This is a genomic window from Cytobacillus sp. GQ23 (assembly GCF_059758675.1).
Map to the genome: position 1 here is coordinate 56,827 of NZ_JCAXER010000018.1, position 18,947 is coordinate 75,773.

At 39.3% G+C, this 18,947-nt stretch carries 19 protein-coding genes; 5 read left to right on the forward strand and 14 right to left on the reverse strand.

Going from position 1 to position 18,947, the window contains the following annotated elements:
- The first annotated feature begins 30 nt into the window (after window positions 1-30).
- Together AC6CHU_RS15985 and htpG are read left to right on the forward strand one after the other, a co-directional pair.
- Window positions 31-969 carry a phosphotransferase gene (locus AC6CHU_RS15985; RefSeq protein ID WP_159867425.1) on the forward strand — a complete coding sequence of 313 codons (939 nt, stop codon included), beginning with the start codon at window positions 31-33 and terminating at the stop codon, window positions 967-969.
- A gap of 110 nt (window positions 970-1,079) precedes the next feature.
- Window positions 1,080-2,957 carry a molecular chaperone HtpG gene (gene htpG, locus AC6CHU_RS15990; RefSeq protein WP_159867422.1) on the forward strand — a complete coding sequence of 626 codons (1,878 nt, stop codon included), beginning with the start codon at window positions 1,080-1,082 and terminating at the stop codon, window positions 2,955-2,957.
- A gap of 37 nt (window positions 2,958-2,994) precedes the next feature.
- Here the strand turns inward: htpG and AC6CHU_RS15995 are convergent, their stop codons facing one another.
- Complete coding sequence (locus tag AC6CHU_RS15995) at window positions 2,995-3,348, reverse strand: hypothetical protein (protein ID WP_159867419.1); 354 nt, start codon at window positions 3,346-3,348, stop codon at window positions 2,995-2,997.
- Window positions 3,349-3,638: 290 nt separating this feature from the next.
- Here AC6CHU_RS15995 and AC6CHU_RS16000 point away from each other — a divergent pair, with 290 nt between their 5' ends.
- Both AC6CHU_RS16000 and AC6CHU_RS16005 read left to right on the forward strand, forming a co-directional pair.
- On the forward strand, window positions 3,639-3,980 hold the full coding sequence (locus tag AC6CHU_RS16000; RefSeq protein ID WP_159867416.1) for a hypothetical protein: 342 nt from the start codon (window positions 3,639-3,641) through the stop codon (window positions 3,978-3,980).
- Window positions 3,981-4,081: 101 nt separating this feature from the next.
- Window positions 4,082-5,446, forward strand: coding sequence for an amino acid permease (locus AC6CHU_RS16005; protein WP_498122282.1), 1,365 nt, complete (start codon window positions 4,082-4,084; stop codon window positions 5,444-5,446).
- A gap of 67 nt (window positions 5,447-5,513) precedes the next feature.
- On the opposite strand, the gene AC6CHU_RS16010 is transcribed toward AC6CHU_RS16005, so the two are convergent.
- The 3 genes from AC6CHU_RS16010 to AC6CHU_RS16020 all read right to left on the reverse strand — a co-directional run bounded on the left by AC6CHU_RS16010 (window position 5,514) and on the right by AC6CHU_RS16020 (window position 6,870).
- The gene (locus AC6CHU_RS16010; RefSeq protein ID WP_159867410.1) at window positions 5,514-6,371 is read right to left on the reverse strand and encodes a DUF421 domain-containing protein; all 858 of its coding nucleotides are present in this window, start codon (window positions 6,369-6,371) and stop codon (window positions 5,514-5,516) included.
- A 20-nt stretch (window positions 6,372-6,391) separates the two neighbouring features.
- Window positions 6,392-6,598 carry a DUF1657 domain-containing protein gene (locus AC6CHU_RS16015; protein WP_159867407.1) on the reverse strand — a complete coding sequence of 69 codons (207 nt, stop codon included), beginning with the start codon at window positions 6,596-6,598 and terminating at the stop codon, window positions 6,392-6,394.
- 68 nt (window positions 6,599-6,666) lie between these two features.
- Window positions 6,667-6,870, reverse strand: coding sequence for a DUF1657 domain-containing protein (locus AC6CHU_RS16020; protein WP_159867404.1), 204 nt, complete (start codon window positions 6,868-6,870; stop codon window positions 6,667-6,669).
- Window positions 6,871-7,103: 233 nt separating this feature from the next.
- Here AC6CHU_RS16020 and AC6CHU_RS16025 point away from each other — a divergent pair, with 233 nt between their 5' ends.
- Complete coding sequence (locus AC6CHU_RS16025) at window positions 7,104-7,400, forward strand: hypothetical protein (protein ID WP_498122284.1); 297 nt, start codon at window positions 7,104-7,106, stop codon at window positions 7,398-7,400.
- Between the two features lie 78 nt (window positions 7,401-7,478).
- Here the strand turns inward: AC6CHU_RS16025 and AC6CHU_RS16030 are convergent, their stop codons facing one another.
- The 10 genes from AC6CHU_RS16030 to parE form a co-directional block, all read right to left on the reverse strand.
- Complete coding sequence (locus tag AC6CHU_RS16030; protein ID WP_498122286.1) at window positions 7,479-7,817, reverse strand: zinc ribbon domain-containing protein YjdM; 339 nt, start codon at window positions 7,815-7,817, stop codon at window positions 7,479-7,481.
- Between the two features lie 100 nt (window positions 7,818-7,917).
- Window positions 7,918-8,082 (reverse strand): YtzI protein, encoded by a 165-nt coding sequence (gene ytzI, locus AC6CHU_RS16035; RefSeq protein WP_159867398.1) that lies wholly within the window; start codon window positions 8,080-8,082, stop codon window positions 7,918-7,920.
- Window positions 8,083-8,122: 40 nt separating this feature from the next.
- Window positions 8,123-8,473: an ArsR/SmtB family transcription factor gene (locus AC6CHU_RS16040; protein WP_159867395.1), complete on the reverse strand. Its 351-nt coding sequence runs from the start codon at window positions 8,471-8,473 to the stop codon at window positions 8,123-8,125.
- 19 nt (window positions 8,474-8,492) lie between these two features.
- Entirely contained in the window at window positions 8,493-10,256 is a 1,764-nt protein-coding gene (locus tag AC6CHU_RS16045; RefSeq protein WP_498122288.1) for a SulP family inorganic anion transporter, read from the reverse strand.
- Window positions 10,257-11,025: 769 nt separating this feature from the next.
- Entirely contained in the window at window positions 11,026-11,178 is a 153-nt protein-coding gene (locus AC6CHU_RS16050) for a hypothetical protein (protein WP_498122290.1), read from the reverse strand.
- A gap of 111 nt (window positions 11,179-11,289) precedes the next feature.
- A complete protein-coding gene (locus AC6CHU_RS16055) occupies window positions 11,290-11,763 on the reverse strand; it encodes a staygreen family protein (RefSeq protein ID WP_159867389.1) in 474 nt (157 codons plus the stop codon).
- A 77-nt stretch (window positions 11,764-11,840) separates the two neighbouring features.
- Entirely contained in the window at window positions 11,841-12,602 is a 762-nt protein-coding gene (locus AC6CHU_RS16060) for a YybI family spore inner coat protein (RefSeq protein WP_159867387.1), read from the reverse strand.
- 102 nt (window positions 12,603-12,704) lie between these two features.
- On the reverse strand, window positions 12,705-14,135 hold the full coding sequence (locus tag AC6CHU_RS16065; protein WP_159867384.1) for an alanine/glycine:cation symporter family protein: 1,431 nt from the start codon (window positions 14,133-14,135) through the stop codon (window positions 12,705-12,707).
- A 323-nt stretch (window positions 14,136-14,458) separates the two neighbouring features.
- Entirely contained in the window at window positions 14,459-16,909 is a 2,451-nt protein-coding gene (gene parC / locus AC6CHU_RS16070; RefSeq protein WP_498122292.1) for a DNA topoisomerase IV subunit A, read from the reverse strand.
- Window positions 16,906-18,888, reverse strand: a complete 1,983-nt coding sequence (gene parE, locus AC6CHU_RS16075; protein ID WP_311315913.1) for a DNA topoisomerase IV subunit B — start codon at window positions 18,886-18,888, stop codon at window positions 16,906-16,908. The genes parC and parE overlap by 4 nt, the downstream gene beginning before the upstream one ends.
- Between the last annotated feature and the right edge of the window lie 59 nt (window positions 18,889-18,947).

Sequence of the window (18,947 nt, forward strand, 5' to 3'; positions counted from 1 at the left end):
TAGGATGCTGTTAATTAGGGGGGAGCCAGCTTGTTTACTAATATTGTGAATGCAGACGGGACTTTAAATGACCAAAATATTTTGAGAAGAGAGAATATCTATCAAGGAGTGAACGGCAGGTTTGTCGAGCGCTTTTTTATTGATGCTTCAAATAGCTATATTTTCAAGCCTCTGACAAACAATTCCCAGCTTGGAAAAGAAGTATGGATTTTTGAAAATGTACTGGCAGAACTCCCGCTAAAGTACCCTAAAATCCTGTCTTACTCCGTTCACAGCAAACCAATCAGTAATTGGATTATTTTAGAGGATCTTGGCACCATTAACCATACATTTGATACTGATATTGCCCTGAAGCTGACCGTATTAATGGCCAAATGGCATTCTTTCCCTATTGCGCGGATTTCCAATACACAGCTGAAGGGTCCTAAACCTCCTATTCAGGAAATGGCTGCCTATATACTGAAAAACAAAGAGAAGGTTTTTGCTGTTTTTAGGTTACATAATGTTTCATCTCTCATAGGAAATATAATCTTCAACGCATATACCGATAATCCCTTTTCCGATAAGAAGGTTCTTTGCCACGGAGATTTACACACGGGGAATTTCGGCTATGCGGACGATAAAACAGTTGTTCTGGACTGGGAGCATTGCCACTTAAACACCCCTTATTGGGATTTGTATCACTTAATCGATATTTCGCATCCTGATTTCCCTAGAGAAAGCGGCCGTACATTGCGAAACATGATTCTGGATTGTTATTGTGATGAGCTTGGAATCCCGGCCTCTGAAAGGAAACAATTCAAACGGGAATATTATCTGTTTTCAGCTGTTTTTTCAATTTGGATGATGCTGTTAATACAATCAGACCTGGACAATCAGAATTCAAAATGGACTCCAGAGCAGCTGTCCCGGCAATTAAAAGAGACCATTCGCAATCTTGTGGAATGTGCCGGGAAAATCTCATACTAAAATTCATTCATCTTAATTGACATATATTAGCTTATATGATATTAAAATATTGTTTAGCACTCTTAAGGTTCAAATGCTAATGTATCAAAATGTTAGGGGGAGAGACGAACATGGAAACGAAACAGTTTCAGGCAGAATCCAAGAGATTATTGGAAATGATGATTAACTCCATTTACTCTCAAAGAGAGGTGTTCCTGAGGGAGCTTATTTCCAATAGCAGTGATGCGATCGATAAAATTTACTACAAAGCACTTACAGATGATTCCTTAACGTTTGAAAAAGACAGTTACTACATAAAAGTCGTTCCTGATAAAGATAACAGGACTTTAACAATTAGAGATACCGGCATCGGCATGACAAAGGAGGAACTGGAAAACAACCTGGGTGTCATTGCCAAAAGCGGTTCGCTCGCTTTTAAGAAAGAAAATGAGATTAAAGATGGCCATGATATTATCGGCCAATTTGGAGTAGGATTTTATGCTGCTTTCATGACAGCTGATGTGGTAACCGTAATCAGCAGGGCACTTGGCAGTGATCAGGCGTATAAATGGGAATCACATGGTGCTGACGGTTATACAATTGAACCATATGAAAAAGACACGATCGGCACTGAGATTATTTTAAAAATCAAAGCGAACACAGAAGATGAAAGCTATGATGAGTATCTTGAAGAGTACCGCTTAAAGTCAATCATAAAAAAATATTCTGATTTCATCCGCTATCCTATTAAAATGGATGTGACCATCAGAAAACCAAAAGAAGATGCTGAAAATGAGTTTGAGGAAATAACAGAAGAGCAGACCATCAACAGCATGGTACCAATTTGGCGCAAAAATAAAAGCGAGCTGACAGACGAAGATTACGAAAAGTTCTATAAGGAGAAGCATTATGGCTTTGACAAGCCGGTAAAGCATATCCATATTAATGTGGATGGCACCATCCGCTATAATGCGATTTTATATATTCCTGAAAATATTCCATTTGATTATTACTCAAAAGAATATGAAAAAGGCCTGGAGCTTTATTCGAATGGCGTTTTAATCATGAATAAGTGCGGAGACCTTTTGCCTGATTATTTCAGTTTTGTGAAAGGGATGGTTGATTCTGAGGATTTATCCTTGAACATTTCAAGGGAAATGCTTCAGCATGATCGCCAGCTTAAGCTAATTGCCAAAAATATCAGCAAAAAGATTAAAAACGAACTCCAGCAGCTGATGAAAAATGAGCGGGAAAAATATGAACAATTTTATAAGTCATTTGGACGCCAATTAAAATATGGTGTTTACAGCGATTTCGGAACTCATAAGGAAACGCTCCAGGATTTATTGCTGTTCTTTTCTTCAACAGAAAAGACCTTAACATCTCTTGATGAATATGTATCCAGAATGAAGGATGATCAGAAATATATTTATTATGCTTCCGGAGAGTCATATGAAAGAATCGAAAAGCTTCCGCAAACCGAGCTTGTGGCGGATAAGGGTTATGAAATTCTGTACTTTACAGAGGATATAGATGAGTTCGCTATTAAAATGCTCATGTCCTATAAAGAGAAGGAATTCAAGTCGGTCTCAAGCGGTGACCTCGGCATAGAGAATGAAGAAGAAAAGCCGTCAGAGGCAGAAGAAAAAGAAAATAAAGAATTGTTCAGCACCATGAAGGAAATATTATCAGGAAAAGTAACAGATGTTCGTATTTCCAAAAGACTAAAAAGCCATCCGGTGTGCCTGACTGCAGATGGGGAAGTCACCATTGAAATGGAAAAGGTGCTCAGCAGCATGCCAGATAATCAGAATGTAAAAGCGAACAAGGTCCTTGAAATCAATCCAAATCATGAAGTATTCCAAGCCTTAAAGAATTCTTTGGAAAATGATAAAGAAAAATTAGATCTATATACAAACCTCCTGTATAACCAGGCATTATTGATTGAAGGACTTCCAATCAGCGACCCTGTGGAGTTTACGAATGATATCTGCAAGGTTATGGTGTAATCTGGAAACAGCCCGAATTTTTCGGGCTGTTTTTTATTTATTGCTGTCGAAAAGTGCCTCCATAATTATATTGAGATCCAGGCTGATTATTAAATGGCTGCGGGAATGCGGTCATTTCTGGCCCGGTGAGCTGCCCCTGCATTTGATTGCAAATGTTTACAACTTCCTGGCAGCGCTGGATGGCCAGCTCGTGACTATGCAGACTTTGCTCGATTAATTGGGCAGCCTGCTTTTCACGCTGCAGAATCTGTTCAAGCATTTGGATATTCTGCTGTTCCTGCTGAAGCATCATACGGTATTGCTGGCTTCCCTGCTGTGTCTGCTGGATCAGCTGCTGTGCAAGCTGACGCGCTTGATTTGCTTGCTGTAAACCATGTTGAACTGTATGCATATAATCAGCTCCCTAATAATTTTTCATGGGACATCGCCCCTTCAATATTTTTAGCACTCCTCCTGCTAAAATTACAGAGAAAAAAATCAATAAAAGGGAACTTTTTTCATTCATTATGGAAGCTTCCGAAAATCAGCAAAGAATATTTTCTAACAATAATAACAAACTAAACAGGAAGGGAATCAATCCGGGAATGAACAACTCTGGGCAGTTTCATTTCCAAATATATAAGGTCCCTGGAATTTTACTTTGTGAATCAAAAGTTCTGAAATCTTGGGAAGGGGATTATCATGTCAGTTTTTGTTTATCAGTCTTTTCAGTTAAAGCAGGATAACTTTGTTGAAGCTCTTAAAAACCTCAGAATGATACAAAATTTCCGCAACGAAAATTACCAGCATAAAATCGAATTATTATCACCCATATCAGGCGATGATCATACATATGCTTTTCTTTCCACATATGAAGGTCTGGCCGAGATGGAGCTTCAAAATAAAAAGATGTTTGAGGATGAGGAATACAAAAAATTGATCGAGCAGTTTTTCCTTGAGGATATTGTTCAGGGGAGCATGAATACACAGTTGTTTAGATCTATTACAGGGTTAAAAAACGACACTTCCGAGAAAAAGAAATAAGAATTATGGCAAATTTCCAAGTGACACCAAAACGGAAGCCGATCATCATCTGAATCGGCTTATTTTTTTGCCAGTTTGCAACGCAAAGAGGGAGGTACATCATGGATTTTTTTCTTCCAAGCGGAAATTCCTCGAAAGAAAGTGAATCAGGTGATTTAAAGTGGTGGCAATTATCACTGATTGGTGTCGGCTGCACCATCGGGACCGGATTTTTTCTGGGGTCTGCCATTGGAATCAAGATTACCGGACCCGCTATTGTTATTTCATTTATATTAGCAGCTATTGGAACTTATATAGTCTATAATCTTTTAGCTAAGATGACAGCAGAAGACCCTCAGGAAGGATCTTTCTGCTATTATGCCAATAAAGCTTATGGGAAATGGGCAGGGTTTAGCTGCGGCTGGAATTACTGGTGCTCAAATATTTTAATCATGGGAAGCCAGTTAACTGCACTTTCCATCTTAACAAGATTCTGGCTGCCACACGTCCCGCTTTGGATTTTTGCAGCTGGTTATGCCATTCTTTCAATTATTGTAGTTCTTACAGGAAGCAAAGGCTTTGATAAGGCAGAAAACCTATTTGCGGTCATTAAGACTGCTGCCATCATCATGTTCATCATCCTGGCTTTTGCTGCTTTGGCTGGTGTGATGGACGGAAATGTGAATCATCCTGGATTTCCAGGTTCTGTACAGGACTGGTTTCCAGAGGGTTTTACAGGCTTTTGGTCATCTTTAATTTATGCTTTCTATGCATACGGTGGAATTGAAGTAATCGGCCTCATGGCTACAAGATTAAAAAAGAAAGAAGACGCACCGAAAGCCGGCATTATCATGCTGATTGTTTTGGTCATCATTTATGTCATTTCTTTGGGTTTAGCCGTTTACATGGCTTCACATGGAGAATTTAATGAAAAAGAAAGTCCGTTTGTTACTGCCATGGAACATTACAACCTGGCCTTTTTCCCGCACGTTTTTAATGCAGCCATAATCATTGCCGGCTTCTCTACCATGACAGCTTCACTGTTTGGGGTAACAGCATTGCTGGTTACTTTAGCCGATGATGGTGATGCTCCAAATGTCTTTTCAAAAAAAATAAAAAAATGGAAGGACCTGCCGCTGCCATCGCTCATACTCGCCACTGCGGGCTTAGTTGCATCAATTGTAACAGCTTTGCTTTTGCCGGGAAAAATCTATGAATACATTACCACTGCTGCAGGCATCATGATTTTATTTAATTGGTCTTTCATAATAATTTCAGCACTGAGGATATTGGAGAACAAAATATTTGGCAAGATCCTGGCCATTTTAGGATTGATCCTAATCTTGGCTGCGGTCAGCGGGACACTGCTTGAAAAATCAATCCGATTTGGATTCTTTGTAAGCTTACTATTTGTGGCATTAATAGCGGCCGCAGCTCTGATTATGCAAAAGATAGTATGGAAAAAGGAAGGGAAAGGGACATGTTAAAAAACAAACACCAAATTTCTGGTGTTTGTTTTTTGATGGACGGAGGAAAGCAGGAGGGAAGGTAAAATCACTTAAGGTACGGAGTCAGTTTCTGAATAATTTGATTCAGCTTTTCAGTATTTTTTTCATACATCTTCTGTGCACTTTTTGAATCAGTCTGCAATGAAAATACCTCCAGGTCCGCTGCACACTTCTTAATCATGGCCAGAAGCAGAGGGCGCTGTTGAGGTGCAGGAACCTTAATTGAATCATCATATACATCCACAGTTAATTCGCCAAAAGAATTAATTTGACCCCAAAAAATATTTTCCTGAGTGAGGCCTAATTTTTCGATTTCAGCTTTCAGCCATTTTTTGCTTTTTCCTGACTCGGCCAATGGATCGTTTAGAATGTTACCATCCATAATAACCGTTTGCGGTTCTTTTTCCTGAGGCAAGTTCAATTGAAGATCTTTTGGAGTGAGCGGCTGGTTTTCCTTCTTCAGCATAATGCTAAGGTCACCACGAGGCTCCAGAACTGCAAACTCAACATCAGCTGCCTTAAAGACATTTTTTTGGCGGAGCAGGGAGGAAAGATCATCAATAGAGTATCTTTCTTTTTTTAAATTGTCTTCCAGTATCTTTCCATCTTTAATAAATATTGTCCCTTTTCCTTCAAAGAAATCGCGGAAGCTTTTACTCTTTAAGGAGAGAATATCAGCAAATAATGTTACAAGACCAAAGATCATAATAGAAAGAATTCCGCTTGCCCAGTGGTTGTCTAAGCCCATAATAATTTCACCGGCTATACTCCCGATGGTGATTCCTGATACATATTCAAAAAAAGAAAGCTCTGAAATTTGTTTTTTTCCAATCAGTTTAGTAATGATAAGTAGAACACCTGCGTACAAAATAGAACGAGCACCAATCAGCAGCCACTCAGGCATAATTTCATCTCCATGTTTGATTAATTTGGTTTATATTGAGGCTCCTCAAACTCAATAACCTGTTTTCTGTTTTCCAAATCATTTTTTATTTCGCTTACCTCCAGCATAGATTCATGAAAAAGACGTTTAGCTTCTTCGTCCATTGAAGTTAATGCAAGGCTGGATAATTGAGCTTCGATAGAACGAATTGCTGCTAGACATTGACTGACATCAGAAGCTATGGTCATTTAGAAATTCACACCATTCATAAGAGTTTTTATATAAAACTGCGGCTGGCAAAAGCCAGCCAGTTGATTTACTGATTATATTGAGGTTCTTCTTCCTGAATCTCCTTAAGTCTTGGTTCAAGGCTATCAATGATGGATTGTGTCTGCTGGGCAGCACTTTGGTACATCTGCTTAGCATTTTGGTTGTCGGTTGCAAGAGCAAAGGTTTCAAGACTTGCCTGTGCGCTTTTTAAGCCTGCAATGGTCTGTTTTACTTGAGTTCCAACTGTCATTTTCTTACCTTCTTTCTGTACTACTATTACAAGTGTATTTTGGCTTTTTTTAATTTTTAAATGTGATTCGTCTGCTGATTATTGCTGGGTATTTGGGAAGTATTTGTTTAACAGGAGTTAATAAGACCATCAAAAAAATTGCCAGCATATTTGCATTCCCATATGCGAAAATTAAGAAACGGAAGAGAAAACGTCTCTTTCAAAATTGGTTATAAATAAGGGAGTGCTTGCAGTTGAATAACTGGATTTCAGCGCTTTTCAATAATATGGGGAATATGCGCAGGCCAATAATGAATATGTTTGGCGTAAAAAGGAAGAGCAACTGGGGGTGGTTGTGGGGATCACTGATCAGCATAGTGCTGAGCACAGCAGCCGTTGCATTTACACGCAGCCGAAACCACAGCGCCAATACGCATCCCATGCAGCAGATCATAAACAAATCAAATTTAAACAATGCTTTTAAGAACCAAAACCTGTCAGCGCTCACTGAAATGGCAGATGAACTTGGTTTTGAGAAAAAAAAGCAGTAAAACTGAATATATAACAAATGCCCACTGTAATGTGGGCATTTGTTCATCGATGGGGGACAGCTGAAAAAATTTTGAAACTTAAACCTTCTTAACAAATTCAGATTTTAATTTCATTGCTCCAAAACCGTCAATTTTACATTCTATATCATGATCTCCGTCCACTAAACGTATATTTTTAACTTTTGTTCCTATTTTTAATACAGATGAACTTCCTTTTACTTTAAGGTCTTTGATTACAGTTACATTAACACCATCATTTAAAACATTTCCATTTGCGTCTGTAATTGTTTTTTGATTTTCACTATTTTCAGTTTCTGAGTTTAAAGACCACTCATGAGCACATTCAGGGCAGACAAATAGGCTTCGATCTTCATAAGTATATTCTGAATTACATTCATTTAATAAGTAAATTGTCAATATAATGATCTCAATGCCGGAGAAAAGCTAATTCGACATTGTCATTAAAAAAGTATATAAAAGGGTACATAACAAAAAATATTTGATAAGAAACAATCATCTAAACATTTTTGTCACTATTTTCTTTATCTTCGCATAAATGTGGATTATTTTCTAAAGGATCCACTGTATGCTTAAAGGTGTATGCTTTGGAAGTGGTTATAACACTTAAGAATAATACAACCAAAACAATTAAGACCCCAACAATTAGTAAACCCGTTAACATTTTACTCACCTGATTTCAATTATTTTTCCTAAAACCTTAACTAAGACTGTTCAGAATGATCATGATCATCATCATTAAACTTATCTAACATTTCTATTGTATCGACAAGATGATTGTTGAAAATTTGCCGTGCAACATGAAGCAATTCAATAATCATGGGATCTCTTAAAGAATAGATAACCCGATTTCCATTTTTCGTACCAGTGACAATGTTTTTAGCTCTTAGCACGGTTAATTGCTGAGAAACAGCAGAGCCTTCACTCCCTACAAGACTTTGAATTTCATTTACATTCTTATCTCCATCTGCTAATAATTCAAGAATCCTTATCCTTAATGGATGGGCAAGAGCTTTAAAAAATTCCGCTTTGAATTGCTGAATTTCAAGGTTCAATTACTTGGCCTCTCTTTCATTAATTAAGATACTCTGCAACACTTCTTAATTGTCCGATATCACTTTTTTGACACGATAATGCCGCGCACTCTCTAAATGCAAAATGTCTGCAACCAAAACACTGTTCTGTATTTAAGTGTTTAAGTGCGAAATTTATTGATTCACCAGTATGTTCAAAGAAATGTTCTTCTCCAATAAAGTCATATATACCAGTCTTTTTTAACATACTTTTAGGCTGTGGCTTTAAGCCGGAGATGAGTATAACTCCATGCTTTGATAACTCCTTTATGATACCAGAAAAATAATATTCCCCCGTTATATCCATAAAAGGAACTTTTCCCATTCTTAATAATATCACTCTTGGCTTATTTTGGATTGTTTTCATAATAGATTGCTCAAAGGCTTGAGCAGCCCCAAAAAACAGGGGACCTTCAACACTATAAATACTGATTTGAGGGCAGTCATGAGTATCTGTCACCATGTGAATCTGTATTTTCTCATGTTTGTTTTTAGGATCAGGCAGTGATTTAGATGTTATCAGCATATCACTCATGCGTTTGGTAAATAAGACGATGGCTAGTATAAGACCTGCTTCCACAGCAACCGTAAGATTTACAAAAATGGTTAATAAAAATGTCACGACTAAGATTAGTGAATCTTCCGTTTTAGTCCTGAGTACATGATAAAATTCTTTTCTCTCACTCATGTTCCAGGCAACAACCATTAAAATTGGGGCCATACTGGCTAAAGGGATGCTGGAAGCAAAGGGTGCAAAGACTACTAAGATTATCAAAACCACCATTCCATGAATTATCCCGGAAAAAGGCGAAACTGCACCATTCTTAATATTTGTTGCTGTTCTGGCTATTGCTCCGGTTGCAGGGATTCCGCCAAATAAAGGAGTAATCATATTCGCAATTCCCTGGCCCAATAGTTCACGATTGCTATGATGCTTACTTTTTGTCATTCCGTCCGCTACTACAGCTGATAATAAAGATTCGATGCCTCCAAGTAAAGCGATAATTAAAGCAGGCCCGATTAAGAGCTGAATTTTTTCAAAAGTGATGTCCGGAAAACCAAACTGGGGTAAGGAGTTAGGAATTTCTCCGAATGTCGAGCCTATTGTTGCTACCTGATTAGGATAAAAGAACATTGCTGCAAGGGTAGAAAACAGCAGCCCTAAAAGAGAGCCGGGAATTTTCGAGAAAAATCTGGGTGTAAGTAAGAGAGTAATCAAACATATTCCAGCTGTTAAAACACTATAAACATTAAGTGTATGAAAATGAATAAAAATTTCTCTCATATTTTTAAGAAATGATTCATGCTTTTCTACACCTGTAAGCCCCAGAAAGTTAGCTATTTGGCCGACGAAAATGATAACAGCAATTCCAGATGTAAATCCAATCGTAACTGATCTGGGAATATATTTAATTAAAATGCCGAGGCGAAAAATCCCCATTAAACATAATATAATTCCTGCCAGAAATCCTGCAATTAATAGATTTTCATAACCATATGTCATGACAATTCCAAACAAAACGGGGATAAATGCACCAGTGGGCCCGCCAATTTGGTATTTTGAACCACCGAACAGTGAAATAAGTATACCTGCAATAATGGTTGTATAAATTCCATATTCAGGTTTCACTCCGGAAGCGATAGCAAACGCCATGCCTAAAGGAATTGCAATAACACCAACAACAAGACCTGACAGAAGATCTTTTTGAAAACCCTGTAAAGAATAACCACTGAATCTCCCAGTAAAAAACCTTTTTTGCTGCATTACAAGCCTTCCTTTTTAATATTTGTTAAATTGTATATCTGATTATTTGAATATACTATGATACAAATTTACATCGTAATGTGAATTATGTCAAAAGGAAAAATGTTGATGTCTTCATAGTTAGAGGAGAGAAATTATATATTCGTTTAGAATGGTTTTTAATGGGAAGAGGGCAGGATGACCAGAACATTTTACAAACCAGTGGTTTCACAATTCATAACTATTTTTGCTTGATGACCAAAATTGAGGAGATAATTAGTAAGGGTTATTAATATAAACAAAACAAAGCATTAAATAGTGATTTGCCCTTAAAAAGTAAAGATAAATTGAATAATTGTTTATGTATAGAGTGTAGGGAAATCCCATCAGCGGACAGTTGGGGGACTAAGTCACGTGTTTGTTTTTATTTTTTCTAGTTTACATAATATATATTATAGGAAGTTATAAGCAACAATAGAATTTCTGTCTCATTATCTAAGTATACTTAAGATAATGAGACAGAATAAAAATTTACAGTCTTATATTTATTAAAATGTTAATGTAATCTGCAAACGAAAAGTTTGGCTTTAAATAATTGCAGTTAAATGATTATGAGCTGTTTGTTTGTTTATTTCAGCTGATGCTACGAAAACATAATCGATGTTCCAGTAAATTCTTCTTAGATAACACTATTCACAGATATCCAAGCGCCCTCCTGACCATATACTTTTTTACTCTAGTTTACATAACATTTTTATATGAAACTATCTATTCTGATCGACTTATTAATTTATTCACTATCCTGTGTAGTATTAAAAAACATCTCTTGATGTCGTTCTTCTTTATTGTTCCTCTTACTATTGCTAGGGCTTTTGGTTTTTCCCCCCATCTCTCCATCAGATTCATAACTCAATTCAAATTCTTTATCCTGTTCATTCCTCATTATTCTATTCGCTCCTTTGCATTAATGAATAAATACAACTTGTTTTCCAATTGCTGCTATGTTTAGAGCCATTTTTCACACCACAGAACAAATGTTCTTATACGTGTATTTTCATACTGGCTGCAATGCTGCACTTAAATATTTTCTGGGAGTTCCATAATAAATCAGCTTGCTGAATTCCGGATAAACGGATTCAAAGTATATAAAGATTGGTGAATCAAGCAGCCATGGATAGTTGGAATAAAAAGACCGGTCTCCATAGGCCATGGCTGTTAGTGCCAGCTCCAGTTCTTTCTGGTAAATGAGAAACCTAATTTTTGCGTATTGCTTATCGAATTCCCCGCCGCTGATATATACCCTCCCGCTCAGCACATACTGCCCCATTTGAGGTATCCATTCAGCAAAAACTTCATCACGGAATTTTGGATTAACTGCATTAAAATCATAGGATCCGCCTATGGCCAAAAATAATTCTCCTGTTGCATCCGAATGTGTAAGTGTATATTTCCTGCTGTCTACGGGTCTGAATTCCGTCGCAGGAGGCAAATATTTAACAGACAGCTTAGATGGATTAAATTTGCTCATATAAAGCGACCCCCTATACAAATATCCTTATGTTCAGTATATGGAGGCCATGCTAAAACGTGACAAATGCCCAGTCTTTAACGCTTGCGGGAATTCATATTCATAACTTTCGTGTCTTTTAATACCCATTTTCCATCTTCATAAAGCCAAAAGGACTCTGCAAAGGCAATGGTATCTGCATTATATGCACCGCTTATTCTTTGAACTCCCATTAATCCCTTTTTCCCTTCTATAGGGATGATCTTCAGCGTACTATATGGATTAACCATAAGCTCCGTCGGCTCGCTTAGCTTGCCGTTTACATACAGACCGAGCCGTTCGTACTCTTCACCTCTGTCCCGTAAATCGAATGTATACGATTGTTTCGTATCCTGGATACTGATAGTAGCTTTGTAGCCATTTTCAAATTGGCTATTAATTACTAAAGGATCCGGAACAGACAGGTCAATTAGTTTAAATTCTTTTAAAGTAAATAAATAAAAATTCGACAAGCCGCCGCTTCCGCCAGTAGGAATACTTATATACATATCATTTATGGAATCATGGTTTAGATCTTCAAATTGTATTTGAGGTTCATAGCCCCCTTCAAGCTCCGCTTTATATGTTTTTCCGTCTGAAGCCTTAACTTTGAGTGATATTTCCTTTAAAAATGAAGCGCCTTCCTCATAATAAACACCCTTAAGATAGACAGTATCCGCCTTTTGATCACCGGTAACATCCACTTTATCTTTTGACAGCGTAACAGTCTTTTGGTCTTGTTCACCTGCATATACACCGGTTATGGCGGATAAAGACATAAAAAAGAACGCCGCAAACGCAAAAAGCAATTCCTTCTTCATTTATGTACCCTCCCTATTTTTTTATTATCTTGCCCAACTATGGAAATACTATGTAAAATGACAAAAAACCTCCTATCCATAGGATAAGAGGCTGTTAAATACTTATTTTGCTGCTTTTTTTAAAGCACTTTCTTTCGTTTCCCAAGATTCTATCCCTTTTAGGCCCGGAATGGAGTCAGCATAAAACACAGGGTCTTTTCCTGCCTTCCTCTGTGCCTTATAATCATTCAGAGCTGCATAGGCAACTTTAGCAAGCAATATAATCGCAATAAAGTTAATGATCGCCATTAAGCCCATAAATAAATCAGCAAGGCTCCAAACAATGGCTAAATCAACTACGGATCCGAAGACCACCATTCCGATTACAGCTATGCGATAAGTAAACAGGGCAGTGCGGCTCTCTTTAATAAATTCAATATTGGTTTCGCCGTAATAATAATTCCCAATAACCGAAGTAAAGGCAAATAAGAAAATAGCAACTGCAATAAAAATAGGTGCCCATGATCCAACATGTGTGCTAAGGGCTGCCTGAGTTAATTCTATGCCGGTAAGATCAGAGTTCGCATAATCACCTGATAGCAGGATGATAAAAGCAGTCGCAGAACAAATTAAGATCGTATCTACAAACACCCCAAGGGTTTGGATCAGTCCTTGTTTTACAGGATGGGAAACAGCTGCTGTTGCCGCAGCATTTGGTACACTACCCATACCTGCTTCATTTGAGAAAAGACCCCTTTTTATACCCATCATTACTGCTGCACCCATTGCTCCGCCTGCAGCCTGATCAATACCAAAAGCACCTTTGACTATGCTGGCAATCAGATTAGGGATTTCTGTGATGTTCATGATGACAATAATGATAGCCACAGCTAAGTATATAACCGCCATGATCGGCACAATGACTTGAGAGACATACGCAATCCGTTTAACGCCACCGAAAATGATAGCCGCCGTTAATACCGCCAATATAATTCCGATTGTTAGTCGGCTGGTGCCAAACGCTTCATTAAAGGCCAGGGAGATCGTGTTGGATTGTACAGAGTTAAAAACCAGCCCAAAGCAAAAAGTAATAATGATAGCAAAGATGATTCCCATCCAACGCTTGTTAAGGCCTTTTTCCATATAGTAGGCAGGCCCGCCGCGGAACCCATCTTTATCTTTGACTTTGTAAATCTGAGCAAGAGTACTTTCAATGAAGCTAGAAGCTCCCCCAATAAATGCGATAAGCCACATCCAAAAAACAGCGCCAGCTCCCCCTGCAGCAATCGCAGTTGCTACACCGGCAATATTACCTGTACCTACACGGGAGGCTGCACTAATAGTGAAGGCCTGAAAGGAAGAAATCCCTCTTTTGCCTTTAGCAGATACCATTGCTTTATCGCCCAATATTCTGAACATTTCACCGAAATATCTTAATTGGACAAACCTGCTTTTAAAACTAAAAAATAAACCAAGAATTATTAATGAGGCGATCAAAATGTACGTCCATAAAAGATCATTTAGAAAGCCTACGACTGTTTCTAATAAGCCCATACTTTTCCCCCTAAACATTTTTTATTATTTTGGAAAAACAACACGCTCCTTATAATCTATCAAAAGAATTTTTAATAGACAAGTCGAATATTAATTCGCCAGTGTGAATATTCTATAAAAACCCTCATTTTAAGCCAATTATACCGGGTTTCTTCTAAAATGAATTAAATATTTTTAATCGCTTTCATATAAACTAGTATAAGTTTTTTATACAAATAGACTTTCAAAAGAATAACATTATTCAGTTTACTCAGGACTCAGTTTCACATAAAATTATATTCCAGCAGACAAATAAACCCCTGTATTCACAGGGGTCATTAATTCTATTCAGTTTTAGTGCCTTCATCCTCTTCCAGGACTTCAGCCTTCCAGATGCATTTTGCTTTGCCGCTATCGGTAACGTCAATGATAAACGATCCATTTGAATAGCGGTCATTAAAGCGGATTGCTGAAGCATTAACTGCTTCTATCTTCCCTTTTTCTGTTTCAATATATAACACATCTTTGCTGCGGACGATTACACACCCAATGATACGATGCGGGTTTGATTTCAATTCACGAAGCATCACGACGCCTCTTTTCGCGCGCGAGGTGCGTTCGAATTCAGTCAGCTTCATTTTTTTAATGGAACCACGCTGTGTAACAATCACAACAGCCTGCTCTTTATCTTCCTCTATAAGCTGGGCGCCTGTAACAAAGTCGCCATCTTTGAGATTAATTCCTTTAACGCCGGCAGCCCTTGCCCCTACTATGCTGACCTCTTCCTCATGGAACCAGAGGCCGTATCCCTGGTGGGTCGCAAGGAAAATTTCCTTGGTGCCATCAGTTAAATAAACATCAAGTACTTCATCATCGCACTTTACATTGACAGCAACCAGAGGTTTTGAATATCGCTGCGCCTTATATGATTTTAGCTCAGTTTTCTTTACCATGCCGTTCTTCGTCATGAACAGAAGATATTCTTTGGTCTCAAAATCCTTTACAGGAATTGCCCGGACAATCGATTCATTCCGGTCAATCGGAATGATATTGGCAATATGCTGCCCGAGATCTTTCCAGCGGATATCAGGCAGCTGATGCACAGGGCAGTACAGGTAGTTGCCTTTATTCGTAAATACAAGAAGTACATCAGTTGTATTCATATCAAGCTGAGCAATAATTCTGTCTGAATCCTTCATGCCAAAATCCTGTCCGTTAGAGGCAGCAAATGATCGTTGGCTGGTCCGCTTGACATAGCCTTCCTTCGTTACCGTTACAATTACATCTTCACTCGCTACCAGAACTTCAAGATTGATCTTGATTTCCTCGATTTCCGCTTCAATTCTGGTACGGCGTTCATCCGCAAAGCGCTTTTTGACATCCCTTAACTCTTTTTTAATAACAGAGAGAAGTTTCTTCTCGCTCTCCAGAATAGCTTTAAGCTCGCTGATGAGCTTAGCAAGCTCTTCAGCCTCCGCTCTTAAGGCAGTGATATCTGTATTGGTTAAACGGTAAAGCTGCAGGGAAACGATAGCTTCTGCCTGAGGTTCCGTGAACGCAAATTTTGCAATCAGATTATCTTTCGCATCCCGTTTATCTTTAGAAGCGCGGATTGTCGCAATCACTTCATCCAATATGGACAAAGCCTTCATTAGGCCTTCAACGATATGCTCTCTCGCCTCAGCCTTTTGCAGCTCAAACTGGGATCTCCGTGTAACAACTTCTTTACGATGGCCAATATAAGCATCCAGCAGCTCTCTTAGTCCCATTAATTTCGGATGGCGATTGTGGATGGCAACCATATTGAAGTTATATGGAATCTGCAGATCACTGTTTTTGTAGAGATAATGAAGAACGCCTTCAGGATCGGCATCTTTTTTTAATTCAATCACAATCCGTAGTCCGGTGCGGTCTGTTTCATCACGGACTTCGGCAATGCCTTCAACTTTCCGATCAAGGCGGAACTCATCAATCTTCTTCACCAGATTTGCTTTATTCACTTCATAAGGGATCTCAGTGATGACGATCTGCTTTTTCCCTCCGCGCAAATCCTCAAATTCAGCCTTTCCGCGGACAATAATTTTGCCTCTTCCTGTTTCATAAGCTTTCTTTATTCCATCGATTCCCTGAATGATGCCACCCGTAGGGAAGTCAGGGCCTTTAATATGCTCCATAAGATCATCTATGGAACAATCAGGCTTATCCATCCGTAATATAACACCATCGATAATCTCATTTAAATGATGCGGCGGAATATCCGTTGCATACCCCGCCGAAATGCCTGTCGAGCCATTAACAAGCAAATTCGGATAAACGGCCGGCAATACGGTTGGCTCATTTGATGTATCATCAAAGTTTGGAATGAATTCAACGGTTCTTTTCTCAATATCTCTCAGCAACTCCGAAGAAAGGGGAGACAGCCGAGCTTCTGTATAACGCATGGCTGCAGGAGGATCTCCATCAATGCTCCCATTGTTTCCATGCATTTCAACTAAAAGGTTTCGAACTTTCCAATCCTGGCTCATCCGCACCATCGCGTCATAAACGGAAGTATCGCCATGCGGATGATAATTGCCGATTACATTCCCGACTGTTTTTGCGGACTTTCGAAAACCCTTCTCATGTGTGTTGCCTTCTACGTGCATGGCATAAAGAATCCGTCTTTGAACGGGCTTTAACCCATCACGTGCATCAGGCAGGGCACGATCCTGAATTATATATTTACTATAGCGTCCAAAACGGTCGCCTAAAACATCCTCAAGAGGAAGGTCCCGGAATTTTTCAGCAGAACTCATGAGTCAACACCCTCCTCCTCTAGTACTGAAATATTTTCATTTTCAAGTATGCTGCCGTCTTCTTCAAGTCCGAATGCCACATTTGATTCGATCCATTTGCGTCGGGGTTCAACTTTATCGCCCATCAAGGTGGTCACCCGGCGTTCAGCTCTGGCTGCATCATCAATTTTAACGCGGATCAATGTGCGCGACTCAGGGTCCATCGTTGTTTCCCACAGCTGGTCGGCGTTCATTTCCCCAAGTCCTTTGTAGCGCTGGAGCATATAGCCTTTTCCCACTTTTTTTATGGTATCCTGCAGGTCATCATCACTCCATGCATATTCGATCATTTCTTTTTTGCCTGAACCTTTGCTGACCTTATACAAAGGAGGCAGCGCAATGAATACCTTTCCTGCTTCAAGCAGCGGCTTCATATACCTGTAAAAGAACGTTAGCAGGAGCACCTGAATATGCGCTCCATCAGTGTCGGCATCTGTCATGATGATCACCTTATCATAGTTGACATCGTCCAGATTAAAATCCGCTCCAACACCGGCACCAACTGCATGGATAATAGTATTGATTTCTTCATTTTTAAAAATATCCGCAAGCTTTGCTTTTTCCGTGTTGATTACTTTACCTCTAAGCGGGAGTACAGCTTGAAAACGCCTGTCCCTGCCCTGTTTGGCAGACCCTCCTGCCGAATCCCCCTCAACCAGATATAATTCATTTCTTTGAGGGTTCCGTGATTGTGCAGGAGTCAGTTTTCCCGAAAGCATTGCTTCAGATTTTTTCCGTTTTTTCCCGCTTCTTGCTTCCTCACGTGCTTTGCGGGCCGCCTCTCGTGCCTGGAAAGCCTTTATCGCCTTTTTAATTAACAGTGAGCTTGTCTCAGGGTTTTCTTCAAGGAAATAAGACAAATGCTCGGAAACTACTGAATCCACCGCAGAACGGGCTTCACTGGTCCCCAATTTGCCTTTTGTCTGGCCCTCAAACTGAAGAAGCTCCTCAGGGACACGAACAGAGATGATCGCCGTGAAACCTTCCCGAAGATCCGCTCCATCCAGGTTTTTATCTTTTTCTTTCAGCAGATTCACCTTGCGGGCATATTCATTAAAGGCCCTTGTCATCGCAGTTTTGCTCCCGGCCTCGTGCGTACCGCCGTCCTTTGTGCGGACATTGTTGACGAATGAAAGAACATTTTCCGAGTAGCCATCATTAAATTGAAAAGCAAAGTCCACTTCAATCCCATTGCTTTCGCCTTCAAAGCTTACGACAGGGTGGAGAACATCCTTTTCTTCATTTAAATATTCAACAAATGCTTCTATGCCGTTTTCATAGTGAAAAACATCATGAAAATCATTACGCTCATCGATGATTTCTATTTTCATTCCTTTTAGAAGGAAAGCAGACTCACGAAGACGCTCGCATAGAGTTTCATAATTATACGTGGTTGTCGAAAAAATCGACGGATCCGGCTTAAAGTGGATGGTAGTCCCCGATTGATTTGTTTTGCCCGTTTTTTCGAGGGTAGTAACCGGCTTACCGCCAAGTTCAAAGCGCTGTTCATACACAAAGCCGTCACGTTTAATTTTTACCACTAGCCATTCAGATAGGGCGTTGACGACAGATGCACCAACACCATGAAGCCCGCCGCTTGTCTTATAGCCTCCCTGACCAAACTTTCCTCCTGCATGAAGGACAGTCAATATGACTTCTGGAGTCGGCTTGCCCATTCTGTGCATACCTGTAGGCATTCCGCGTCCTTTATCTTGTACACTAATTGAATTATCTTTATGTATTCTAACAATGATATGATCCCCGTATCCTGCCAGTGCTTCATCGACAGCATTATCGACAATCTCATATACAAGATGGTGCAAACCCCTTGCATCCGTACTTCCAATGTACATACCCGGGCGTTTTCTAACAGCTTCAAGCCCTTCGAGTACCTGTATGGCATCATCATTGTAGTCAAAAGCTTCCTGATTTCTTGCCACGAACATACCCCTTTCATTTCCTGCAAAAACACTTGCCGCCGAAGATCACGGCATTTGAA